Origin of the sequence: Paenibacillus dakarensis, from assembly GCF_001373415.1 — a bacterium.
In the GTDB taxonomy this organism is placed as follows: domain Bacteria; phylum Bacillota; class Bacilli; order Paenibacillales; family Paenibacillaceae; genus Paenibacillus_AQ; species Paenibacillus_AQ dakarensis.
Map to the genome: position 1 here is coordinate 122,491 of NZ_CDSE01000036.1, position 25,151 is coordinate 147,641.

A 25,151-nucleotide genomic window follows, 5' to 3' on the forward strand; every position below is an offset into this window, starting at 1 on the left:
ATTCCCATAAATACAACAAAAAGGTACTACATCACTAAAATGTAATACCTTTTTAGTAGTTTGATTATAAATATTTCACCCTAGATAAGAATTCCGGAGCGGTTTTCTTATAATTAGTGAATGTCCTTCTTTTTGAAGCGACCGCCCTTGACGTCGTGAATATTTCCTACGGCAAGAAACGCCTGCGAATCCCAGTCTTCTACAATCGACTTCAGCTTCGCTTCTTCAAGTCTTGTTATAACTACAAAAATAACCTTCTTGCTGTCCCCGGTATACGCCCCTTCTCCATCCAGATAGGTTACACCGCGGCCTAACCGCTGCGTGAGCGCATCCCCGATCTCCCTGTACTTCTCGCTTATAATCCAGACCGACTTGGATTGATCAATACCCTCAATAGTAATATCTATCAATTTAAACGCCAGATAATAAGCAATCAGAGAATACATCGCATGATCCCAGCCAAAGATAAACCCTGCGCTGCCGAGAATAAAGAAGTTGATGAACATGACGACTTCCCCAACTGAAAACGGTGACTTTTTATTGATAAGAATGGCAACAATCTCGGTTCCATCAAGCGATCCTCCGGAGCGAATAACAAGGCCGACACCAACACCAAGAATAACGCCACCAAAAACAGCTGCAAGGAGCGGATCAATGGTAAGCGGGGACACGGGATGAAGGAAGTAGGTCCCTGCCGACATAACCAAAACGGCGAAAAGTGTTGACAATGCAAACGTTTTGCCGATTTGCTTATACCCCATAAATAAGAAAGGCAGATTGAACAGTGTTAAAAATATTCCAAGCGGAATGTCGGTGATGGAGGATACCATAATCGATATTCCAGTAATTCCACCGTCAATAATTCGATTGGGGACGAGAAAGATTTCCAAACCAACAGCCATTAATAAAGCACCAAGAGTTAAAAAAATCCCCCTGCGGAGAAGCCTTGCCTGAACAGACCTTGTGGTTGGCATTTCCGGCTGCGGTAGAGCAGGCTGCGGCATAGGCGGCTGCGGTGAAGCAGGCTGCGACTGCTCCATTAAAACATTCATTTCGCTGGACATAAAATTCCCCCGATCATTTTACAATAAAGCTATATATATTTTTCAAGCTTTATCCTCTTTATTATTTTACCATAAAATGACGGAGGTGATATAAAATTATAACAGCGGAGACAGCATGCGGCACAAAATTTCCGCTACTTTCTGACGTCCACCCCGTGCATGAAATTGCTCTTCATCAATCAGACGGCTGTTCTTCAAATCTACTTCAAAATCAGCAACCAAGTGGTCAATCGGCTCCTGATCAAAGAGAACAGCAGTAAGTTCAAAATTGCAAAAGAAGCTGCGCATATCCATATTGGCTGTACCAACCGAACCAATTAAATTATCTACAATCAGCACTTTTGCATGAATAAATCCTTTGCGATATTCATAGAACTTCACCCCTGCTACCATCAAATCCTCGACATAGGATAGTGAAGCCAGCTTTACAAGACGTGAATCTGCCTTATCCGGAATAATAATACGTACATCCACCCCACTGACAGCCGCCGTCTTAAGCGCCTCATATAATCCTTCATCGGGAATAAAGTAGGGGCTTGTAATCCAGATCCGTTCCTTCGCTACCGAAATGGAGCCAAAACACATCTCCTGGATGGCATTCCAGTTCAAATCCGGACCGCTGCTTAAAATCTGGACCTGTTCATCACCAGTGCAGTGATGCTTCGGAAATAACCCGAGATCCACGATCTTCTCACCGGAAGCCAGCTTCCAGTCATGAAGAAATACGTTCTGCAAAAAATAGACCGCATCCCCTTCCACTTTCAGATGTGTGTCCCGCCAGAACCCCATATTCGGGTATTTCCCCAAATAATCATCCCCTACGTTAATACCGCCCAAAAAACCGACGGTTCCGTCAACAACCACGATTTTACGGTGATTCCGGTAATTGATCCTCCGATTGAATACGGATACCAGGGCGGGAAGAAAGAAATGAAACTCAACTCCGGATTCTTTAAAACGGCGAATAAAAGAGCTTTTCAGCTTGTAGCTGCCCAGGCCATCACATACAAGCCGCACTTTGACTCCTTCTTTCGCCTTACGAATCATGACATCCTGAAATTTCGTACCAATCGTATCATGCCGAAAAATATAAAATTCCACATGAATATGATCCTTCGCGTTTTCCATTGCTTCCAGCATGGCTGAAAAAGCCTCCTCACCATCCGTCAGAACCTTGCTGCGGTTGCAGCCGGTTATTGGACTCTCGGACAGATGATTAAGCAGATTGAACAACCGTAAATGATGATGAAAGTCAGGGTTATGCATATCAGATACTTTATGTACAACTGCTGCTTCCTTCCATAAGTGCCCCCGGATCTCCTGAAAAAGGCGGGTTCCGCGGTTACGGACCTTGAGGCGATGCTGATAATCTTGAGCAATGAAGAAGTAGAGTACAAAGCCGATTACCGGCAGACACAGTAAAATAAATAACCATGCTACAGCCTTTGACGGATTTCTGAATTCCAGGAGCAGCACAGCAGCCACTTGGCATACGATTGCAATAAGCGCAAGCAGAAGCCACGTCATACAGGTAGCCTCCTTACTTGAATGAAAGATGATAACTACATCATTGACCATTCATTTATGTATTTATTCATTACATACCCATTCACGTCCAGTTGTGAACACTACCTCCTGTATTCAATATTTTTGACATGTTTCTCCCAAAAGTAGAATACATAGAGAATATGGAGCCGTCCAACTCATTATCATTACCTTGCAGCTCATAGAAATAATGAAAGGGGATGCCATGAAGAACAGACGAAAGAAACAACGTTTAACCTTGCTGGTACTCCGAGACGCTCAGCAATCCGTTAAACAGATTCACCTGTCCAAGCCTTTGATGATCGCTGTTCCTGCTGCTGCCATCCTGTCAATCTCAAGTCTGATTGTTTCCTTACATATCCAGTCAGCGCGAACGATATCACAGTTAGAACAGCAGTTGACTCTGAAAAGCCTGGAGTCGATGAAGATGGAGGTAATGGTCACCGATAAGGAAGAAGCCATTGAACGACTGAACCAGGCAATCATGAAGCTGTCCGAGGAGGCTACACAGACCAAGACACAGATGAAAAAGATGAAAGAGCTCGAGCTTGAGCTTCAGCAATTTATTAAGAAGCACAGCTCTTCAGGACAAGAAACCTCTTCACTCTCTTTGGACGGCAGCCCTCAAGTCGGCGGTGAATATATTGCGGTTCATGAGAATGAAATGCTTCATCTGGCTGAGGAAACCAGGGATGACTTCGAAGCTATACAAGAGTTGATCAAGACGATGGAGAGCCATATTCCAGAGACGCTCCATCAAGCAGCAGAAACTCAAACCAAACGTGAAGGAAAACCTGCCCTATGGCCCACACGCTCTAAGCAGCTCACTTCCAGCTTTGGGTACCGCAGCGACCCATTTAATGGACGATCAGCTTATCATGCTGGAATTGATATTGCAGGAGAGCGCGGTGATCCCGTATTCGCTGCCGGCTCGGGGACGGTAACCACTGCTGCTCGCAGCGGTGTCCGGGGAAACTACATCATTATTCGCCACCCTAACGGACTTGAAACCTGGTATATGCATCTGGACAGCCTGGGTGTCCAGGTTGGGGAGCAAGTTAAGCAAGGCGAGGTGATTGGCAAAATGGGTACAACCGGACGTAGTACAGGGCCGCATCTGCACTTCCAGGTCGTCAAGAATAACAGGACTGTCAATCCACTGCCTTATATTCAATAAATCAATAGAGGAGGTTATTGCTGTGAAAAAGTCGAAACGAAAAAAATACTCTTCAGCCGTTACAAATACGCTAATCAGTCAAGGAAGCCAAATTGAGGGTACGCTAAACTGTGACTCTGATTTGCGAATTGACGGGAAATTCAACGGGTCTATTGAAAGCCAGGGACATGTGACGATTGGCGAGAACGCCATTGCACGTTCCAATATCTCAGCTAAAGAGGTAATTGTGGCAGGCAAAGTGTTTGGTGATATCGCTGCAGAAGGCAAACTTACGATCACCCCAACCGGTCAAATGCACGGTGATGTAATCGCTTCCTCTCTAATTATTATGGAAGGCGGCGTCCTTAATGGGGCAAGCCATATGGACAGCTCAGCTGCCGATAAAACCGGTAAAGCCCCGCTGGAAACCGTATCTATACACAGATCCGAAGCGGGGTAATCTATGAGCAGTCATCCGGGTCCGCAGAACCTGCCCTGTACATGCTCAGCAGTACGCAGGATGATCGAAAGAGCCCCTTCGACAGCGGATGCCGAAGGAGCTCTTTTTTCAACTTATTCAAATCAAGCAGCAACATCTCTCTTGCTGAAGGACCACCAGGTTATCAGCATAAAAAGCAGGCAATAACCGACCAGCACAGCAATGGAGAAGCCTATCCCCACACCGCCGGGCCCAACGGGTGATTTAATATATTCACCAAGGTCCATGTGAAGGAACAGAATATACTTGGCCCACTCGTATTTTTCAGGATTAAACAGTATGCCGATCAAATCTTTTGTAAATATCATGAGGATTGACAACCCAATCGCAAGACTGCCTGAACGGAACACAGTGGAAATCATAAATGCAATAAGTGCGACGATAAACAGCTCTACATAATCGGTCAACAGCGTGAGTAATGAGGTTGTGAAATCGGTTATTTCCAGATTAATCGATTGAGACGCTCCTCCGGAAAACAGCAGTGATGAGGATAATATCCCTATAACCGCTACCACCGCTGTACCTAACAAGGAGAAGATCAGCAGCGCAAAGAACTTGGACAGCAGTATTTTCCCCCGGCTCCATGGACGGATCAGCAGAAGCTTGATCGTGCCCCACGTAAATTCACCGGCTACTAAATCAGCGGCAATAACGACCGTAAATATGATGTTCAGCAAAAAGGTAAAGCTCTCCGTCCATGAAAATGCGGTCCATATATCAAGCGGTGCGCCCGTCAGCTTCAATAGAACCGGCATCAGCACATTAAACAGTGCCAGAATACCAAGCATGATCCACGTGCGTATGCGGCTGTAGATCTTCATATTCTCATTGGCAACAAGCTTCAGAAACTCAATCATGGCGTTCACTTCCCGTCATCTCTAAGAATTGATCCTCGAGCGATGTTGTGATTGGCTGAATGCCATATACCTTAACGCCGCCCCGTACTAACTCCGCATTCATTTCGGCGATCATGCTGCGGTCACCACGAACAATAATCCGGCTGCCCTGCACTCTGTACTGGAAAGCTTTTAACAGCTGCCCTGCCAGTGCCGTATCATGAACCTCAAAAGCCGTCTCCTCAAAGGATCGTTCCCCTTCTGATGTTCTAAGCTGCCTTACATCAATCAGCTTGCCGTTCTGTATAACACCAACCGTATCGCACATGAGCTCCATCTCTGACAGGAGATGGCTGGAAACGAACACGGTCGTTCCTTCTTTCCGGCTTAACATACGCAAATAATCACGAAGCTCCCTGATTCCCTGCGGGTCCAGGCCATTCGTAGGTTCATCCAGGATGAGCAGCTTGGGACGGTGAAGCAGCGCCTGGGCAACACCTAATCTCTGCCGCATCCCAAGTGAATAGGTGCTTACCTTATCCTGAATCCGGTCCGTAAGTCCGACCAATTCAATGACTTCACGAATTCGCTCTTCTGAAATATCCGGCATCATGCGTGCATAATGAACTAAATTTTTATAACCTGACAAGAACTTGTACATTTCCGGGTTTTCAACGATGGCCCCGATTTGCGAAGCGGCCTGTTCATAATTCTTGCGGATGCTGTGACCTCCGATGAGAATATCTCCCTTCGTAATCGACATCAATCCGACCATCATTCGAATGGTTGTTGTTTTGCCAGCACCGTTTGGCCCCAGAAACCCGAATACCTGTCCTGCCGAAATATCCAGCGTTAAATCCTCGACCAGAGTTCTGGAAGAGATCACTTTCGTAACACCCTTGAACCTTACCAGCGGTTCCTCCATATACCTAAACTCCTTTGCTACCTGTTCTATTCCTGCTTTGAAAATCCAATATTATCCCATATATACTAACACATTTTCCCCTCTTTGTTCCGATATTCAAGGGAGTGCGGCACATCCATAACAAGAGCCCACATTGCTCGGCAATGAGGGCTCTTGGCATGATTTATTCAGTATAACAGCCTCTGTAAACAAGAGGACCCGCCGGCATATAAGGTAAAAGAACTAATGACCAAGTAGCATAATTATAGTAAAATATTTTTAAGCTGGGCTTTTTCTTAAATCAATGAGCTGTTTCCCAGCTTCGATCGTTTGATTATTGAATAATATTGCTCCATGAATGCAGGTTCGTTCCGAATATTCTGGTATGGGGGTAAGGCAGAATCGGAGTATCCTTGAAATGATGCAGCATCATCCGATTTAACATGCCTGTAATTCGGACCTTCTCATTCTCTGTAACTTGTAATTCTGCTGTATATAGTGTCCTATCTTTCCATATTTCTTGCGTTAAAGAGCTACCTGAAACCATAAATCGGTCATAACAGTCATCTAACTCATATAAGAGCTTAATATTTGAAGTAGTAGGAATATGCCATGGGCACAGAAATACGATTTTATTCGTGCTGAGCTCAATCGGGGTAACCGGGTGAGTCCGTCCATGTACCTGTATCTTTCCGACCGATGCAAGACGTACTCCGACATTTATTTGATGGTACCTTTTTTCGGACATCCGATTATACATTGAACCCCTTCTTTTTTAAAGAATTTCTCGTATGAAACCTCATACTCATGGATAAAACGATACCGATTGTCACACAATGATACGTAACGTATCATATTATAACGCCCATTTTACGTTACAGCATGTATCTCGTCAATATTAAAATCTATTCGGATGACTTTCTGATCATCCCTGCGCTTATTAGCGTATTTCCCAGCAATCGGAGGAGGACCCATACATGAACTACGGAAATCGGATAGCTGAATTACGAGAAAAGCATGGCTGGACCCAGGAAGAGCTTGCATCTACGGTTGGTATTACACGTGCAGCTTTATCTCATTACGAAAAAAACCGCCGCAAGCCGGATTTCGAGACACTGACTCACCTTGCAGACCGTTTTGACGTTTCCATTGATTATTTGATTGGCCGGACTAAACAGGAGAAAATGACCATGGATTCGGAAGCCCGCGATTTTGTTGACGGGTTAGAGCTGTCGGATCAAGATTTATTAAAGCGCTTTAATTTAACCATCGATGGAAGAAAACTGACTGAAGAGGAAGCTAAACGATTCATTGCTTTTGTAAGGATGGAACGGATGATGAAGTAATACAGGCATTTTACATAATGCTGAATATAAAATATCCCTGGCATACTGTTAAGCTACAGCTTGCCGGGGATTTTCCCTTTTAATCGGAATGATCATTCTTTATTTTTTCAAAAAGCAGCCATCGATCGGGATAGATCCCCATCTGATTCAAGAGCCTATAGATGTCCAGATCTGTTTTCGTCTGCAGCGGCAGCTCTTCATTGTTCCCTGATGCGATCTCATTGTCCATACTCATCTTAATTACTAACCTCGCTTATTCTCTACTTTATGCTTGCTCTCTCTAATCCTTTTATGTATAGCTATGCTGTTCGTGCTTCTATTATTACTTACCGACTATTATATCGACTCGTTGTTTATGATACTGTCGTCTGATGGAACCGTTGTTCTAACGGATAGGTTCTATTTTTGTCGAAATCAACATTGGGATAGGCTAGGCGCTACGGTTACGAATCATTCCTCCCATCGCTGTTGTCCTCCAATTTCTTGAACTGGTATTAAACAAAGAGGAAATTGGAGGACAAAGGCGACCGCTGACGCTTTTCCGGAATTGCTTCGTTCCCTCCGCTGCTTCGTGCATATCCGTTCAAAAAACAGAGCATACATAGAGCCTCCTTTTGATAATGCCTATCGATAGCCTAAAAAAGCATTGGATTTCGCTCGCCCACAACTAACTTGTTGGAGGAAGCGGCGATAACAAAAAAAGACATAATGGCGCAGGGATTACCTCCCTAACACCATCATGTCATTGGTCTACTTAGCTGCCCACACGGGACAGTTCACGCATACTGGCTTCAAACGCTGCCAGCAATGCTTCGTCTCCTGTCATTCCTTCATCATGAGCCCTTTCAATCTGCAGCATCATGCGCTTGTAATCTTTCGGAATAACCCGGACGAAATTCTTCAGCGATTGTTCCCAATCAGCCAGAAGCCTCTGTGCCAGCACGCTGTCTGTATATATGGAATGGCGCTGAATCATGCCAAATACAATATCTGCTTCCTTCTGATCTTCAATCCGTTCAAGCAGAACCATCTCAAGATTACTGCGATGGATCAGTTCTCCATCCGGATCATAGACATAAGCAATTCCACCTGACATCCCGGCTGCAAAGTTACGGCCTGTATCACCAAGGATGACAACGCGTCCGCCAGTCATATATTCACACCCGTGATCACCAACGCCCTCTACGACAATCTGAGCCCCTGAGTTACGAACAGCAAAGCGCTCACCTGCAATACCGCGTATATAGGCTTCTCCGCTAGTCGCTCCATAGAAAGCTGTATTGCCGGCAATAATATTCTCCTCTGCTGCAAAGGTTGCTTTAGGTGATGGCTTAACAATGATCTTCCCTCCGGAAAGTCCCTTTCCGATATAGTCATTGCTGTCACCTTCGACGACAAGCGTCATCCCTTTAGGAACAAATGCACCGAAGCTTTGGCCTGCCGAGCCTTCAAAGGTAAACTGAATAGTATCCTCAGGCAATCCGGCAGCACCATATTTACGTGTGATTTCACTTCCCAGAATGGTTCCCACCGCACGATCCACATTCGTAATCGGAAATCTTCCTTCTACCGTTTCGCCTGACTCTAACGCAGGAGCTGCGCTGTTTAACAAGTAACGCATATCGAGCGTTTCCTCAAGCCCGTGATTTTGCCGTTTCGTCCGGAATCTGGAGCTGCCTTCTGGAATTTCAGGCGAATACAGAAGGGCGGAAACATCGACCCCTTTCTTCTTCCAGTGCTGCTCTGCCCGCACAGCATCAAGACAATCGGTTCGACCGACCATCTCTTCAATCGTACGGAAGCCGAGCTCTGCCATCTGTTCACGCACATCCTGCGCAATAAAGGTCATAAAGTTAACGACATGAGCCGGATCTCCGGTGAAATTCTTCCGCAGCTCCGGATTTTGGGTAGCAACCCCGACAGGACAGGTATCCATCTGGCACACCCGCATCATAATGCATCCAATTGCCACAAGAGGCGCAGTGGAAAAACCGTATTCCTCTGCTCCCAGCATAGCCGCTACAATCAGGTCACGTCCGCTAAGCATCTTCCCGTCTGTCTCGAGCACAACGCGGTCGCGCAGATTATTCAGAAGAAGCGTCTGATGCGTTTCCGCTAGCCCGAGCTCCCACGGCATTCCAGCATGCCTGATCGAACCCTGCGGAGACGCACCTGTCCCCCCGTCATAACCGCTGACGAGAATAATGTCTGCACGTCCTTTGGCTACGCCGGCAGCGATGGTTCCCACGCCAACCTCAGACACAAGCTTGACGTTGATATCCGCGCGGGGGTTCGCATTTTTCAAATCATAGATCAACTCTGCCAAATCCTCAATCGAGTATATATCATGATGCGGCGGAGGAGAGATGAGGCCTACACCCGGTGTTGAACCGCGGACTTCAGCGACCCATGGATATACCTTCCGGCCAGGCAGCTGCCCGCCTTCTCCCGGCTTCGCTCCCTGTGCCATTTTGATCTGAATTTCATCAGCGTTGACCAGGTAATTCGATGTTACTCCGAACCGGCCGGAAGCGACCTGCTTGATCGCACTTCGGCGTAAATCTCCGTTCTCATCCGGTACAAAACGGGCTGGATCTTCGCCGCCTTCTCCCGTATTGCTCTTGCCTCCGATCCGGTTCATGGCAATCGCAAGGCTTTCATGAGCTTCCTTGCTGATCGAACCAAACGACATTGCTCCGGTCTTGAACCGGCGCAAAATATTTTCTACAGGCTCCACTTCTTCGATCCGGACAGGATCGCCAGCCGGCTTAATCTTCAGCAGCGCTCTCAAAGTCAGGTGCTGTTCACTTTCACCCTGCACCAGCTTCGCGTACTGCTTATACAGTTTATAATCATTCGTGCGGACCGCCTGCTGAAGCAGATGAATCGTTCTCGGGTTAAACAGATGCTCCTCCCCGCCGCTTCTCCACTGATATTCACCAGCCGAGTCAAGCACCTTATCATTCCCGTCTTTGTCCGTAAAGGCACGTTCATGATGAGCTAGCGCCTCTGCTGCAACTTCCTCCAGACCGATACCGCCAATCCGCGATGGCGTCCAGGTGAAATAGCTGTCTACAAACTCAGATTTAAGTCCCACAGCCTCGAAGATCTGTGCACCTCGATAGGACTGGATCGTTGATATCCCCATCTTGGATAATACTTTTACGACTCCCTTGCTCGCGGCTTTGATAAAGTTCTTAACTGCCTTCTCATGGGAAATACCGCGAAGCATATTCTCCTGAATCATATCATCGATGGTTTCAAAAGCCAGATACGGGTTTACTGCACTCACTCCATACCCCAGCAAAAGCGCAAAGTGATGCACTTCACGCGGCTCTCCGGATTCCAGTAAAATGCTAACCTTGGTCCGTGTACCTTGGCGAATCAGATGGTGATGAAGCGTTGATACGGCGAGCAGTGATGGAATGGCAGCATTCTCTTTATCAACTCCGCGGTCGGATAGGATGAGAATGTTATGGCCTTTATCGATTACACGATCCGCTGCTTCACACAGCGTTGTCAGCGCCTGACGAAGTCCCTCTGCACCATCAGCCGCTGTGAAGAAGATCGGAATGGTCATCGACTTGAATCCCGGACGGTGTACATGACGGATTTTGGCGAAATCCTCATTCGAAAGCACCGGCGAATCCAGACGGATATGACGACAGCTCTCCGGCTCAGGGCAGAGCAGATTCCGTTCCGGTCCGATCGTTGTAGCTGTAGAAGTAATCAGCTCTTCACGAATCGCATCAATTGGCGGGTTCGTCACCTGGGCGAACATTTGCTTGAAATAATTAAACAAACGCTGCGGACGTTCCGACAGTACAGCAAGCGGAGCATCGTATCCCATGGAAGCAAGCCCCTCAGCTCCAGTCAAAGCCATAGGCTCAATCACTTTACGGAGCTCCTCGAATGTGTATCCGAATGATTGCTGCAGCTGACGTACATTTTCATGCTTCGGATTCGGGAGCTCCGGTGCATCCGGAAGGTCCTCCAGCTTCACCAGATGCTCATCCAGCCAAGCCTTGTAAGGCAGTTCAGAGGCGATGCTTGCCTTCACTTCTTCATCCGAAATAATGCGTCCTTCCTTCGTATCTACAAGCAGCATCCGCCCAGGACGAAGGCGGTCCTTATACAGCACATTTTCAGCCGGAATATCAAGCACGCCTGCTTCGGACGACAGAACGATAAGATCGTCCTTCGTGACATAATAACGTGATGGTCGAAGGCCGTTACGGTCCAGGATTGCCCCAATCTGAACACCATCGGTAAATGCCATTGCTGCCGGCCCATCCCAAGGCTCCATCATCGTGCTGTGATATTCATAAAAAGCTTTCTTCGTTTCATCCATGCTCTCATGGTTGTTCCATGGTTCCGGAACCATCATCATCGCTACATGAGGCAATGAGCGTCCGCTTAAATACAAGAATTCAAATGTATTATCAAACATACCGGTGTCAGAACCGTCCGGATTAATTACAGGCTTCACCTTATCCAGATCACTTCCGAATAACTCGCTCTGAAACAGGGATTGACGGGCATGCATCAAGTTCACATTGCCTCGCAGTGTATTAATCTCGCCGTTATGAATCATGAAGCGGTACGGATGGGCCCGTTCCCAGCTCGGGAATGTGTTGGTGCTGAAGCGAGAGTGAAGAAGGGCTATAGCGGATTCGACCCGAGGGTCCTGGAGGTCCAGATAAAACTGTCCTACCTGCACGGTTGTAAGCATACCTTTATATACAATTTTGCGACAGGAAAGGCTGGAAATATAGAATGTATCGCCTTCCGGTGCACCGCTGTACCGGATAGAACGCTCCGCTCTTCTGCGAATAATATAAAGCTTCCGCTCAAAATCCAGGTCGTCCTGTATATCCTGGCTGCGTCCGATAAACACTTGGCGGACATACGGTTTTGCAGCCTTTGCGGACTTGCCCAGCATTTCATCGTTCGTCGGCACATCACGGAAACCTAATAGTATTTGTCCTTCTTCAGCAATGATGGAAGCGAGCTTTGCTTCGTGGTCTGCACGCACATGCGGATCATGGGAGAGGAACAGCATTCCAGCTCCATAACGGCCCTGCTCCGGCAGCTCAAATCCGAGACGCTGCGCCTCCTGAACAAAAAAACGATGAGGAATTTGAATCATGATCCCGGCACCGTCGCCGGAATTCGGTTCACTTCCCTGACCTCCACGATGTTCCATGCTGCTCAGCATCGTAAGTGATTGGCTGACAATTTCATGGGAGGGCTTCCCTTTAATATGAGCAATAAAGCCCATGCCGCAAGCGTCTTTCTCAAACTGCGGATCATATAGTCCCTGTTTCTGAGGGAATACGGTATGTTTCATCATAAGCAACCTTTCCTGTTACAGATTGATATTGCGAAATATCAGATAAATTCGGAAGGTGAATAGGCTGGCTACACCTGCCGGTCAAGGGTGTACAAGCAATATTATGCAATTTAGTGCAAAAATAATAGGCGATTACTATTGAACTAACACGATAAGTGAGATTAGTGTAATCATTTTAGCACCCCCATACTACTAGCGCAATTCAATCTTTTTATATATATGATAAGAATTATTTTTGTAAATGAACAAGCATATTTTGGGAAAATTATATGTATTATTATGCAAAAAATAGAGCAAAAAAGACATTCCGAACAAGTCGGAATGCCTTGAAATGTCTCTAAGCTCTTACACAGCAGGAGCCAGATCTTCTGTTTTTTCTTTTTTCTTGTAACGATGTGTCAAGAAGTAGATGGAGGTCATAATCAGGCATACAACTCCAAAGGCTGCAAGCACCCCTGCATTGCTCCACATATAGCTTATATTGCCTGTAGATATTACCGCTTTAAATCCGGATACGCTGTAAGTCATAGGAAGTAACGGATTCATTACTTTCATCCAGTTTGGAATAAGCTCCAGCGGGAACGTACCTGCACTCGTCGTCAATTGTAGAATAAGAATAATGATAGCAATGAATCGTCCAGGCAGATCAAACCAGGTTACCAGGACTTGAATCAGGAACATGTAAGTCAAGCTCGTAATGAATGCAAACAGGTAGAACATCGGTACATTCTGCACATCCAGCTTCAAACCATATAGCATGAGTACGACTGCCAGCAATGCTTGCACAAGCCCCATACCCGCAAATGACAATGTACGGCTTACAAAACGGTTAAACCCGCTTGCACCCGGAACCGCCGTCTCGTATACCGGCATGACGATCGATGTGATCAAGGCGCCTACAAACAATCCGAGTGACAGGAAGTAAGGAGCAAATCCTGTACCATAGTTAGGAACTTCATTCACTTTGTGCTCATCAACTTCAATTGGTTCAGCAAACATGTTGATTGTCTTGTCGGATGCTTTTACTCCACTCGTTTTATTTGCGGCTTCATTCAGCTTATCTGCCAGCTCACCGGAGCCCTCCTTCAACGTGCCCATTCCGTTGACAAGTTCTCCAGCACCTGCATCAAGCTTCTTGGTGCCGTTAGCAAGCGTGCTTACGCCGCTTCCCAATTGATCAGCACCGCTTGCAAGCTGCTCAGTACCTTTATTCAAGTCAGACGCACCTTTTGCAAGCTCTTTACCGCCTGCAGCGGCTTCCCCAAGCTTCGTTCCGAATACCTTCATCCCTTCGGAAAGCTTACCCTGGCCAGCCGTCAATTGCTTCGCACCTTCAAGGAGCTGCTCGCTGCCTGAATTCAGTTGTTTGCCGCCCTGGGCAAGCTGCTCAGAGCCGGCGCTTAACTTGCCTGCTCCCGTACTGAGCTCATCTGTTCCTTGCTTCAGCTCTGATGCTCCAGCGGCAAGCTGCTGCTGTCCTGCATTCAACTCGCTGCTCCCAGCAGCCACTGCCTGGCTTGCTGCAAGAAGCTTCTGAACCTCCGGCACTGCAGCTAACTGAGGATTGCTGTCGGCCAATTGCTGCAGACCTTCGGCTACCGCTTTCGATCCTTGTTCAAGCGAAGCTGTACCTTCAAGCGATTGTTTCAACCCGGCCTGCAAACGGCCAGCTCCTTCTGCGGTACGCTCGGCACCAGCTTTAAGAGCTGCAGCCCCGCTCCGGTTCGCCTCGAGCCCTTCGGACAACGTGCGGGTTCCCGAAACAGAGGACTCCAGACCGGCCTGCAGCTTCGCTGCGCCTTGCTGAGCATCGCTTGCACCTGCCTGGAGCTGTTTATGCCCATCCTGCAGCTGTACAAGACCGGAAGATAGTTTGCCGGCTCCATCGTTAAGCTTTCCTGCGCCGGCATCCAGATCCTTCACGCCTTTTGTTAGTGGAGCGAGACCCGAACTCAATTCTTCTGTACCGCTCACTAACTTGGACAAGTTCTGTTTCAGCAGCAGCGCACCCTCATCCAATTTTTGAGCGCCCTTCGTAATTTCTGTCGCTCCATTTCCTGCATCCTGAAGACCGCCCGAGATTTTCTCCACTTGATCCATAAGCGTTTCTGTATAAGCCTCCGTTACCTTCGCCGATACGCTCGCCTGAATCTGTTTCACAGCCGTTCCGCCGATTTGAGCAGCAAGGAAGTTATAGCCTTCATTGGGTTCAAACAGGATCTTAGCCGGCTGCGGCTCATCATCCATTACCGTTGTTGCCTTCACCGAGAAATCATCCGGGATTGTAATGGTCATGTAATATTTATTATTAGCCATGCCCTCTTCCGCTTTGGCACGGTCTACGAACTCCCAGTTAAAATCATCGCTTTTCTGAAGCTCAGTGACAAGGTCCTTACCTGCTGTCAGTGATTTACCTTCAAATTCTGCACCCTGGTCATTGTTAACAACAGCAACAGGGAGTTCATTCATCTTACCGTACGGATCCCAAAAGGCTCCGAGGAACATGCCGCTGTACATGACCGGGATGAACAGCACCGCAATGATCGGGATCAGAAGTTTAGGATTCCGCGCAGCAGCGGCAATGTCTTTAAAAAATACTGATAGTGACTTCATCCAGTCTCTCTCCTTTTATTTGTAGATACAGCAGCTTTGTGCCGACATCCTTGTCCCTTGACAGGGTTTTCTCTATTTATGTGTTTGAAATAATACTAACTGACTATTTATCTCATTCGGTCAGTTGCGATGAAAAAAAACGTCTTAAAGGCATGTTCCGCCTAAAGACTGTTAGAGTTTGCTGAGCTCGAAGTTCTTAATCCATCAGCCAAAAAAAGGAGCATATATTCTTTGATTTGCTCTTTGCTTAGCGGTTCCCGCAATTTGTTAAAGTCCGCTGTCAACGCCCCATACAGCTTCAACATCACAAAGGCTACCACCTGGGAATCACAGGGCTTAATCTCCCCGTTCCGGATCGAATTGTCGACCACCCTCTGTAAATAACCAACAATAACATTCTCCACCTTATCAAGAACATCATTTGCCTTGGGTGTTCCCAGTTCGCGCTGTTCCTGTGAAAGCTTCATAAATAATGCATGCTCATCCCGGAACTCCAGCAGCGCGTCGAGCACACGGTACAAATTATCGAAGAAGTCCCGGTCCTCACGAACAATACGCTCAGCGATACGCTTCATTTCTAATATGGCCGCATGCAGGATCTCATCAAACAGCTCTTCCTTATTCGTAAAAAACGTGTATATCGTTCCTTTACCTACATTAGCTATCTTCGCCACCTGATCCATCGTCGTCGCTTTATAGCCAAATAACGCAAACGATTTTGCGGCAGCTTCCAGCACCTGCTTCCGGCGATCAATCGCTGGCATGCTTAACCCCTCCTTGAATATTTCAGTTCTTTCCCGCATAAAAATGACTAAAATTCATTTTCGGTCATTCGGTCAAAATCCACTTTACCAGAATCTCCAACGCTTTGCAATATATCTTTCTGAAAAGAAACCTTACTTTGCAGGGGTCAATCCGGACATTTACGTTTATTAAGTAGAAGAAAAAAAATGAAATGCTTTGCAATCCCGAGCGTATATTATCTGTACATGATAATTATTTTTTGCGTCGCTCTTCAAAAAATGATTCCTATTTTGTAAGATAGAGGGAGAAAGATGCAGGTGAAATAAATGCGAATAACTAAAGTACTTCTTTTCTCGGAAGGATTCGGCACAGGTCATACGCAAGCAGCATACGCACTGGCTGAAGGGTTGCAGAGGAAAAACCCTAATATGCAGTGCCGCGTAATCGAGCTCGGTAATTTCTTGAATCCGACCGTCGGGCCGCTAATCTTATCAGCGTACCGTAAAACCGTCAGCGTGCAACCACGGCTTGTGGGGATGCTCTATCGTTCTCAATATAAAAAATCGTTAAATCGAATTACACGCCTGGCTCTTCATCGAATCTTTTATGCACAAGCGGCTAAGGTTATCGATCAACTAAAGCCAGATGTTATCATATGTACTCATCCGTTTCCTAATGCAGTGGTATCCCGTTTAAAGCGACAAGGGCTTCATGTCCCGTTGTACACTCTTATAACAGATTACGATGCCCATGGCACTTGGGTTAACTCGGAAGTCGATGAATATCTCGTATCCACACCTCAAGTCAAGGAGCTGTTGATCCGCCGTCATATTCCGCCAGAGTACATACATGTAACCGGCATTCCGGTTCATCCGAAATTTTGGGACCAGGAGAACAGGGAACAGCTGCGGACTGAACTGAAGTTAAGCCATATGCCTACTATTCTGATTATGGGCGGCGGCTGGGGACTCGTATTTAATAAAGAGCTGCTTTCGAAACTCGCTTCCAAAGCCGATGACATCCAGCTTGTCTTCTGCATGGGACATAATGAGAAGCTGGTTTCCAGTATGAAGGAGAACCCTCTCTTCACACACCCGAATATTCATATTCTTGGCTATCGTGAGGATATTCATAAGCTGATGGACGTTTCCGACCTGCTTATTACTAAGCCTGGTGGTATGACTTGTACGGAAGGGGCAGCGAAAGCGATCCCGATGCTCTTTTACGAGCCGATTCCCGGGCAGGAAGAAGAGAACTGCCTTTTCTTCGTAAGTGAAGGCTTTGGAGAAGTACTGGACTCTCCTGAGGCAATGGACAAATGGCTTGAACTTTTGTCCAAACAATACGACACCGTGACAGATTATCGCCGGAAACTGCTGCACCGCAGACTTCCTCACCTCGCTCCGGATAATTGTGCTGATCAAGTGCTTCGTATGCTGTCTAAGGAGGAAGACGTTAAAATTCCTGCTGCCGTTCCTATGCTGGTTGATTAGAAGCCAAATGAATGAAAAGACTGCTTTCGCCGCCGGCAGCACGCACGCCGATGAACGGAGCAGTCTTTTTTAATTATTTTTACTATAGATCAAAAATATCAAATATCAATGCTTTCTCCTGCTCTAAGCGGATAACCCTCTACACCCGTTTGACGAAGACGGTCACAGAAATCCTTAGGGTCCTGTTCGATAGCCGGGAAGGTATTATAATGTACTGGAATTACGCTCTTGGTACGAATCCACTGAGCTGCGAGCAGAGCATCCTCAGGCCCCATCGTGAACACATCTCCGATCGGAAGAGCTGCACAATCAATTGAATTCATCTCTCCAATCAGACGCATATCACCGAACAGACCGGTGTCTCCGGCATGATAGAAGGTTTGGTCCCCTATGGTTAGAAGAACACCTGCCGGCATACCGGCATAAATCCAGGAGTCCCCAACCGAGATCGAAGAGGAATGGAAGGCCTGTGTGAGCTTCACCTTAAATCCTTCAAAAGAATAACTGCCGCCAATGCTCATGCCAAAAGATTTCGTCCCCTGACTTTCACAATATTCTGCAAGTTCAAACATAGCTATAACGGGACAATCGTTCTGCTTGGCAATCTGAATCGTATCCCCAAAATGATCGGAGTGTCCATGCGTAAGAACAACCGCATCCACCTGGATGTCTTCCGGAGTTATTCCTGAATTAGGATTCCCCGACAGAAAAGGATCAATAATAATACGAACTCCATTGGCCTCCACCAATATGCATGAGTGGCCGTAATACGTAATTTTCATAGATTGAAAACACCTCCTGCTTCTAGTTTACCCAATATCAGGTCTACTTGTAAAAAGAGTGGTTCCCAATCTTCTTCGAAAATGTTCTTGAATGGTGCACAGTCAAGTCTTGAGCCAGCTTTAAAGACAAGAAGAAATACGTGTCGTCACTGACTGCCTTATGACCATTTAGTGCAGCATTAACAGCCTTTATCGTCTCTTTATTAGGTTTGACACGGTTAATACGTCCATTACCTACAGGACTAAACTGGTATTTCTGATAAATAACTTTCTTAATGGTATCGGGAAAATTGGCTGACCGCAGCCGGTTTAAGACAACATTGGCAACTGCCACTTTGCCTTCGTACGGTTCGCCTTCTGCTTCTGCCATTACGATCTTTTGCAGAATTAGCAGTTCTTCAGCCGACAAAGCATATTCCCAGGTTGCTTTTTCTTTCTGGTCCTGAGTTAATGTCTCTGTTCTCGTGAAGAATAATGTTGCGGGGGGTTGTAGGCCCTTGGCCTGTGACTTTACGGTGTTTGTCCCCTCATTCTTCTTCGGCTTGGTCTCGTTTGCAGGTTTTTTCTGTGCCGCAGACATGGACTTATTCTTAGAAGTTCGGTTAGCGTTCTCCTTGGCGTAGTCGTTTCCCTTCAGCCTCGGATGATGAATGGACAACTTAATTTCATCTTTATTTTTCCATTTTTTATAATTTATTGAAGCTTGGGAGGCTAGCAGTACCCTCTCATCAATTTCTGCTGCTATTCTTTCTTTGGCAGGATCTTCAGATTTAGGGAGAGCCGCAGTCTCCTGAGGAACATGCTGCTCTGTCCCCTCTCCTTTACTTACATTGGTCTGCATCCCCAGCAGACTTATTAAAGACAAACTCACAAAAAGTACTCCAAGAAGCAGAGTTACCCAGCGATTTTGCCGTATTATTTTGCTGTTCATATATTTCCTCCTATACTTTGGCACATCCCTATTTTATGTAACCAAAATTCTAGAAGATAAAACTTGAATTATTAGATAAAGTTAAGGAATTTAACTTCCAAACCTGACTTCTCCTAGAATTTCATACATTGGACTGGAATGCATATGGGTTCGGAACAGCACCAGCTTGTCTGTTGTCCAGCTCACTGGCTCTGGTCCGGTATTTATCAACTCTGCTGCTATACTGCCGCCTTTATATTTTCTAGCAACCGTAATATGCGGTCTGTAGGGTCTATCTTCTGGTTTAAAGCCTAAAGGGAGCATAGCAGTGGTTACAGCCTGCTGCAGCTTCCCAAGCTTCTCCGTTTCACCTGCAATACCTGCCCATAGAACACGAGGGGCAGATGAGAGTCCGAATACCCCAGCTCCTTGCAAGGATAATTCGATGGTCTGCTGCTTTACAACCGCAGCTTGCAGCGAAGATAAGATGGAGTCCACATTTTTGGATTTTACATCTCCCAGAAACTGGACTGTAATATGATAATCCTGCGGGTGTACCCATTTACGAAAAAGCATCTGTTTTCCTATTTCCTGACTCCACCGCTGAATATGTTCAGACACCACTTGGGGTAATGGTACGGCTATGAATAAACGCATATCCGCTTCCGTATTGGCAGCATGCATTAGATACCCTTCTTCCTGTTTTCATATTGGATTCCATACCTACAGTCTTAACAAACCCCTATGAGTTTAACATAATACCAATAAATCCGATAAAAGTGAATGCAAGAAAATGACATTGACTAATTCCGATATCCGTGCATTCAGCTTGAAAGATGCTTTAATTCTGTTAAGATGTTCTTGAACAATTAGCATTCCAAAGTACCAACAAAGGAGGTTTTTCCCATGCCAACGATTGTAGCTCTGCACCAACTCACGAGAGAACAGAAGCAAAAAATAAGAGATGCAGCTCCCGATTATGAATTCATAAATGGGAAATATAATGAACTGCCTTCCGGCACCGTGGCAAAGGCCGATATCCTGCTCGGCTGGTCCGGCGCCGTCCGTGAAGAAGCGCTTGGGGAAGACAGCCAGGTAGGGTGGATTCAGGTGTGGAGTGCCGGTGTCGATCGTATGCCGCTGGATGAACTGGAGCATCGGGAGATTGTGTTAACGAATGCCAGCGGAGTTCACAGCATTCCAATTACTGAGCACATCTTCTCTATGCTGCTTGCTTATGCCCGCAATTTGCATCATGCAGTAAGGAAGCAATCGATTAAGGAATGGGACAAATCAGGAACCTTCCATGAGCTATCCGGCAAAACCGCTGTTATCGTAGGCGTAGGTCAAATCGGCAGCAATACGGCGAGGATTGCCAAAGCCTTTGGCATGAGAACGGTTGGTGTTCGCAGATCTGGTAAGTCTGATCCGAATATCGATGTCATGTATAAGATGGATGAGCTGGACCAGGCATTGGCTGAGGGTGATTTTGTAATTAATATTCTGCCGCTTACACATGAAACGAAGGGCTTGTATAATCCAGCGCGTTTCGAGACAATGAAGGACGGAGCGTTCTTCGTGAACGTGGGTAGAGGTCCGAGCGTGGATACAGAAGCGCTCATAGAGGCTTTGCGATCGGGTAAACTTGCAGGGGCTGGTCTTGATGTGTATGAGGAGGAGCCGCTGCCGAGCAGCCATCCCTTGTGGGAAATGGATAATGTCATTATGACACCGCATACAGCCGGTGATACCATATACTATACCGACCGCGTCATCGATATTTTCATCGAAAATCTGAAGGCTTATCAAGAAGGAAAGCCGCTGCCGCGCAATGTGATCGATTATGAGAAAACGTACTAATCACTATACTTCCTACAAATTTCTTTATGCAAACAAGCGGACTCCTGTTACAGGAACCCGCTTGTTTATTGTTCGTGATGTTTCAGTTTCAGTTCGACGTCCTATTCCCGTTGAAATGACTTTGCTTATGAGCACAGCCATATATCACGTACGAATGTACCTTTGGACACCTGAATATGCTTCAGCACTTGCCAGCCTGTGTCATTCAGCGGACCTTCCAGAGGCTCCGTACTTACAATAACCGCCCGATCCGCCAATCTGCGCAGACTGGTTAACATCCGCAGCTTGTCTTCCAGCGGAAACACCGAGCAGACATTGTAGGGCAAATCCAATATGGCAGCATCGAAGTGACCTTCCAGATCGTTCATGTCCTGAAGCGAAACATGTTTACCTGCATACCCGTAATGTTTCAGATTCACTCTTGCTCCCCGAACCGCCAGCGGATTGATATCACAGCCTTCTATACTCATTCCCATTGATAAAGCCTCAATCAACACATTTCCCATGCCGCAGCAAGGGTCGAGCAGACGGGCAGGTGATTTACCCTGAGCCTCCGTGGCAGGCATAGCAATGTTTACAAGTGCCCGGGCAACCCGGGAACTGAGACCGGTCGAATAGTTTTGTGGTTTTTGCTTGTGGGACAGCCATGCACGCTCGGGATAATGGCAAATACCGAACATCCAGCTTCCCTTATGAGAGAGAATTGCAAAAGTGATATCCGGTGATTTCATATCTGCCTTACCGGTTATTCGCCCTCCTACCATTCGCTCCACTGCGCGCTGTTCTTCATACTCCAGCTTGTCCCCTGCCTTCATATAAACCACCTTGAAGGTTGCATGGGGAAGCTGAATGGAGGAAGCTTGTTCTGCTATCTCCTGCACCGATTTCCCGGTATAGATGACATCCATTCTTGCGGATATAAACGGGCTTCGATCCGGGTTTATCATCCGATCACTCTGAACCCAGGAGCTTCCTGCTTCAGGCTCATGACCAAGCAGCTCACTCAGCTCCAACATGCATAATCCTTGCTCTGACTCATGGCAGGCAAAGGTGTATATATATGTCTTCGGTCCATTGTCAGGAATCAGATTGTTCATGTCACCATGATTTATCATGTTCGTCATCATTCTTTCATTCATTTATTTCATCTAACACGGACTCCGCTAAAAGCCGGAAGGATTTCAATCGGTCTTCATAGTTATTTATTGGTGTAAATATCAGAAATTCATTGCACTCAGCTTGTTCGGACAAGTCTAGCAGTTTTGAGCGAACTTGTTCAGGTGTGCCAATCAAGAGACGGCCCGGGCTTTCGTTCTCGATCGAATCATCTGGACGTTCTGTGCGCTCCGGACCAGGCCGTTCAACTGTTTCAGCTAATCCTGCCGCTTCTTCTTCGGTCTCAGCACAGATCACTCCAATGGCTATGATGCTTCCCGGTTCTTCCAAAAGTGTGGATGGCTGAAATGCTTCCCGATAGGCTCTCAGAACCTCTGCTCCGTTCTTGTCACTCATGAACTGCCCGAACACATAACCTGTACCGAATTCCGCTGCCATGGCTGCGCTCTTCACATTCGTACCGAGCAGCCACAATTCAGGAGAAATGCGAGGAACCGGCTTCGCTGTAACGGGCACATCTTCATAGGTGTAGGAATCGTTCAACAATGCCTTGAGGGCTTGTACCCGATTCGGCATGTCGGCAACATTATCCAGAAAATTTCCGCTCAGCGCCATGGATGTGTGTGCTGAGCCGCCGGGTGCGCGGCCAACGCCAAGGTCAATTCGGCCCGGATACAAGGCTGCAAGCATCCGGAAATTTTCCGCTACCTTGAGCGGACTGTAATGCGGAAGCAGCACCGCGCCCGAACCGAGACGAATCGTATTCGTGCGGGCACCAATGTGTGACAGCAGCACCTCCGGCGAGGCGCAGGAAAGGCTGCTCATATCGTGATGCTCGGCTGCCCAGTAGCGTCCATAGCCCCATTTTTCTGCTTGAACGGCAAGATTAGCCGCCTGCTCCAGTGCTTCTTCAAAGGAGGAATTCTGCTGCCTCGGGATCAGATCCAGAACGCTTAGTGTAATGCCGCTACCACTCATGATGTCATCGCTCCTCTCCTTGTCCTGGCGCATTAATCGATTTCATAAATCGATCCCACCTTCAGCCCATACAATTCGTTGTATATCTTCTCAGCAAATGCATCGGTCATGCCCGCGATATAATCAATCACCATATGCTCCCATGTCCAAATCGGCTGCTCCCGCTTCTGGTCAGCTTCATACCGGGCAAGCCAGTCGGACGGGATAATCGCTTTGGAAGCCACCGGATCATTGAAAGCATCCCACAGTCGTTTAATGACCCATTCGCTACGTTTTTGCAGTCGCTGCACACGCAGGTCACGGATCATCGTGACCCAGGCAAAGCTTTTCAGCACACTGACCGTACGCAGCATATCCTCGTCTTCGGCTCCATCTTTGACGAAGGTAACCTTCTTCCATTCACCATCAGGAATAACGCCCATGCTGCCGACAAAAAAGCTGACCCAATATGCTTTTACCTCACGGCGTGTACGGGAATAGTCATTTTCGCATGTCGGCATTTTCTCGTTCCATATACGAAGGAAGTAATCCAGAACCTGCACCACTTTCGGCTCAATCTGCTCCTTCGTCCAGCCCTTCCATACCTCGTCCTCCAAGGTCATAATCTTGTTCACGATCAGCTTGTTCAGATGACTGTCGCGCAAAAAATGCTCATGCACCTCGATCTTGCCTGCTTTAATCCCGTCTTCCAGATCATGTGCAGAATAAGCAATATCATCGCACAAATCCATCAGCTGCGCTTCGAGCGTTCTTTTCCCGTCCGGAATGTTCCATGCCTTACGAATCCGGGACATATACTCCCATTCGTGACGGTACATGCCTTTAGGGTTATCCAGACCGGAGAAAGGATATTTGTTAATCCCGAGCAGGACAGCATCGGAAAGGTTGAGCCCGTTCACGTCTTCTCTTTTTTCCAGAAACATAATCAGACGGAAGTTATGGGCATTTCCTTCAAAATGCTCATACTTTCGGCGCATGCTCTGCTGAATCTGCTCTACTTGATCCGGTGCCTGGATACCTGGGAGACTGGCAAGCTCCTCCTCTGTCTTCCGTTCGATCAGCCGCTCCAGAATACCTTGAAGCACTTCCTCTCCCTTGTGGCCAAATGGAGGATGTCCGAAATCATGCGCAATCGCTGCGCATTCCACCACTTCCGAATCAATAACTAGCCCCGGGTTCTCCGCTGCATCCGGCAGCACCTCCGGATAGGTACGGGCCAGACTCCGGGAGGCCTCCCTCGCAATCTGCGCAACCTCCAAAGAATGCGTCAAGCGCGTCCGGTAATAGTCACCTGTTCCCGCCCCGAATACTTGCGATTTCCCTTGTAAGCGACGGAATGTAGGGGAATGTATTAATCGGGAATAATCCCGTTCATATGCGGCCCTGGACGCATCCACTTTAGTCTTCTCGGGGTATTGACGATGTTCTCTAAGCTCCTTCAATTGCACTGTATCCATGCTGCTCCATCTCCTGTTTATCACGATTCAACTGTTTTTCTTCTATAAATTATAGTGGTATTTTCATTATAAATCATGGCAGCATGAAATCATATTTGGAGCTTTTAAGCGGAATCACTCTCTTCCTCAGATTTGGCTTGCAGCACTCTCACGACCTTGCGCAAAGACTGCGGAATCGGAACGCCCATTTGCCCGATGTTATCAATAATAGACATGAGCTCATTCGCCAAGTAGAAGAAGATCACCGTATTCTGAAAATAGCTCATCCCACCCAGCGTCCGATCAATAAGGTGAGTAATTGCGATAATAAGAAAAATCATCATCTTTCGGACAATGCCGATATACCCGATTCGAATCCGCAGCCGGCCATTCATCCACGCAGCCACCCATCCGGTCAGCCAGTCGATAACAACAAACCATAACAGCAGATGCAGCAGCAGCGACCATCCACCCCAGAAATATCCACTTACCGTCTCCGCGCCCGCCATAACCATT

21 protein-coding genes are annotated in these 25,151 nt (G+C 47.0%); 5 read left to right on the top strand and 16 right to left on the bottom strand.

The features are described from left to right. Positions 1-113: 113 nt before the first annotated feature. Both BN1234_RS10315 and cls read right to left on the bottom strand, forming a co-directional pair. On the bottom strand, positions 114-974 hold the full coding sequence (locus tag BN1234_RS10315; RefSeq protein ID WP_370733877.1) for a YitT family protein: 861 nt from the start codon (positions 972-974) through the stop codon (positions 114-116). A gap of 186 nt (positions 975-1,160) precedes the next feature. After that, positions 1,161-2,591 (bottom strand): cardiolipin synthase, encoded by a 1,431-nt coding sequence (gene cls / locus BN1234_RS10320; RefSeq protein WP_054956573.1) that lies wholly within the window; start codon positions 2,589-2,591, stop codon positions 1,161-1,163. 223 nt (positions 2,592-2,814) lie between these two features. Here cls and BN1234_RS10325 point away from each other — a divergent pair, with 223 nt between their 5' ends. Further along, positions 2,815-3,786: a M23 family metallopeptidase gene (locus BN1234_RS10325; protein WP_054956574.1), complete on the top strand. Its 972-nt coding sequence runs from the start codon at positions 2,815-2,817 to the stop codon at positions 3,784-3,786. A 22-nt stretch (positions 3,787-3,808) separates the two neighbouring features. Next, positions 3,809-4,225, top strand: coding sequence for a bactofilin family protein (locus BN1234_RS10330; RefSeq protein WP_054956575.1), 417 nt, complete (start codon positions 3,809-3,811; stop codon positions 4,223-4,225). Between the two features lie 122 nt (positions 4,226-4,347). On the opposite strand, the gene BN1234_RS10335 is transcribed toward BN1234_RS10330, so the two are convergent. The 3 genes from BN1234_RS10335 to BN1234_RS10345 form a co-directional block, all read right to left on the bottom strand. Next, complete coding sequence (locus BN1234_RS10335) at positions 4,348-5,121, bottom strand: ABC transporter permease (protein WP_054956576.1); 774 nt, start codon at positions 5,119-5,121, stop codon at positions 4,348-4,350. Further along, positions 5,114-6,025 carry an ABC transporter ATP-binding protein gene (locus BN1234_RS10340; protein WP_054956577.1) on the bottom strand — a complete coding sequence of 304 codons (912 nt, stop codon included), beginning with the start codon at positions 6,023-6,025 and terminating at the stop codon, positions 5,114-5,116. The genes BN1234_RS10335 and BN1234_RS10340 overlap by 8 nt, the downstream gene beginning before the upstream one ends. Before the next feature lie 313 nt (positions 6,026-6,338). Continuing rightward, complete coding sequence (locus BN1234_RS10345) at positions 6,339-6,764, bottom strand: hypothetical protein (protein WP_054956578.1); 426 nt, start codon at positions 6,762-6,764, stop codon at positions 6,339-6,341. A gap of 217 nt (positions 6,765-6,981) precedes the next feature. Between BN1234_RS10345 and BN1234_RS10350 the strand changes: the two genes are divergently transcribed. Further along, positions 6,982-7,350 carry a helix-turn-helix domain-containing protein gene (locus tag BN1234_RS10350; protein WP_054956579.1) on the top strand — a complete coding sequence of 123 codons (369 nt, stop codon included), beginning with the start codon at positions 6,982-6,984 and terminating at the stop codon, positions 7,348-7,350. A gap of 79 nt (positions 7,351-7,429) precedes the next feature. On the opposite strand, the gene BN1234_RS22500 is transcribed toward BN1234_RS10350, so the two are convergent. The 4 genes from BN1234_RS22500 to BN1234_RS10365 form a co-directional block, all read right to left on the bottom strand. Beyond that, entirely contained in the window at positions 7,430-7,585 is a 156-nt protein-coding gene (locus BN1234_RS22500) for a hypothetical protein (protein WP_170308019.1), read from the bottom strand. 519 nt (positions 7,586-8,104) lie between these two features. Continuing rightward, entirely contained in the window at positions 8,105-12,700 is a 4,596-nt protein-coding gene (gene gltB, locus BN1234_RS10355) for a glutamate synthase large subunit (protein ID WP_054956598.1), read from the bottom strand. Positions 12,701-13,048: 348 nt separating this feature from the next. Then, positions 13,049-15,316, bottom strand: coding sequence for a YhgE/Pip domain-containing protein (locus BN1234_RS10360; protein WP_054956580.1), 2,268 nt, complete (start codon positions 15,314-15,316; stop codon positions 13,049-13,051). Positions 15,317-15,477: 161 nt separating this feature from the next. Further along, complete coding sequence (locus tag BN1234_RS10365) at positions 15,478-16,080, bottom strand: TetR/AcrR family transcriptional regulator (protein WP_054956581.1); 603 nt, start codon at positions 16,078-16,080, stop codon at positions 15,478-15,480. A 306-nt stretch (positions 16,081-16,386) separates the two neighbouring features. Here BN1234_RS10365 and BN1234_RS10370 point away from each other — a divergent pair, with 306 nt between their 5' ends. Further along, positions 16,387-17,553, top strand: coding sequence for an MGDG synthase family glycosyltransferase (locus BN1234_RS10370; RefSeq protein ID WP_054956582.1), 1,167 nt, complete (start codon positions 16,387-16,389; stop codon positions 17,551-17,553). 98 nt (positions 17,554-17,651) lie between these two features. Here BN1234_RS10370 and BN1234_RS10375 read toward each other — a convergent pair whose 3' ends face one another. The 3 genes from BN1234_RS10375 to thpR all read right to left on the bottom strand — a co-directional run bounded on the left by BN1234_RS10375 (position 17,652) and on the right by thpR (position 19,929). Next, positions 17,652-18,335, bottom strand: a complete 684-nt coding sequence (locus tag BN1234_RS10375; RefSeq protein ID WP_054956583.1) for a metal-dependent hydrolase — start codon at positions 18,333-18,335, stop codon at positions 17,652-17,654. 43 nt (positions 18,336-18,378) lie between these two features. Beyond that, a complete protein-coding gene (locus BN1234_RS10380; protein WP_054956584.1) occupies positions 18,379-19,266 on the bottom strand; it encodes a cell wall hydrolase in 888 nt (295 codons plus the stop codon). A gap of 90 nt (positions 19,267-19,356) precedes the next feature. Beyond that, positions 19,357-19,929, bottom strand: a complete 573-nt coding sequence (thpR, locus tag BN1234_RS10385) for an RNA 2',3'-cyclic phosphodiesterase (RefSeq protein WP_054956585.1) — start codon at positions 19,927-19,929, stop codon at positions 19,357-19,359. Between the two features lie 222 nt (positions 19,930-20,151). Here thpR and BN1234_RS10390 point away from each other — a divergent pair, with 222 nt between their 5' ends. Further along, a complete protein-coding gene (locus BN1234_RS10390) occupies positions 20,152-21,105 on the top strand; it encodes a D-2-hydroxyacid dehydrogenase (protein WP_054956586.1) in 954 nt (317 codons plus the stop codon). 125 nt (positions 21,106-21,230) lie between these two features. Here BN1234_RS10390 and BN1234_RS10395 read toward each other — a convergent pair whose 3' ends face one another. From BN1234_RS10395 to BN1234_RS10410, 4 genes are all read right to left on the bottom strand, one after another. Further along, positions 21,231-22,202 (bottom strand): TRM11 family SAM-dependent methyltransferase, encoded by a 972-nt coding sequence (locus BN1234_RS10395; protein WP_054956599.1) that lies wholly within the window; start codon positions 22,200-22,202, stop codon positions 21,231-21,233. A gap of 34 nt (positions 22,203-22,236) precedes the next feature. Continuing rightward, entirely contained in the window at positions 22,237-23,199 is a 963-nt protein-coding gene (locus BN1234_RS10400; protein WP_054956587.1) for an LLM class flavin-dependent oxidoreductase, read from the bottom strand. 32 nt (positions 23,200-23,231) lie between these two features. Further along, positions 23,232-24,656: a deoxyguanosinetriphosphate triphosphohydrolase family protein gene (locus tag BN1234_RS10405; RefSeq protein ID WP_170308020.1), complete on the bottom strand. Its 1,425-nt coding sequence runs from the start codon at positions 24,654-24,656 to the stop codon at positions 23,232-23,234. A gap of 104 nt (positions 24,657-24,760) precedes the next feature. Further along, the gene (locus BN1234_RS10410) at positions 24,761-25,150 is read right to left on the bottom strand and encodes a phage holin family protein (RefSeq protein ID WP_054956588.1); all 390 of its coding nucleotides are present in this window, start codon (positions 25,148-25,150) and stop codon (positions 24,761-24,763) included. Position 25,151: the final 1 nt, after the last annotated feature.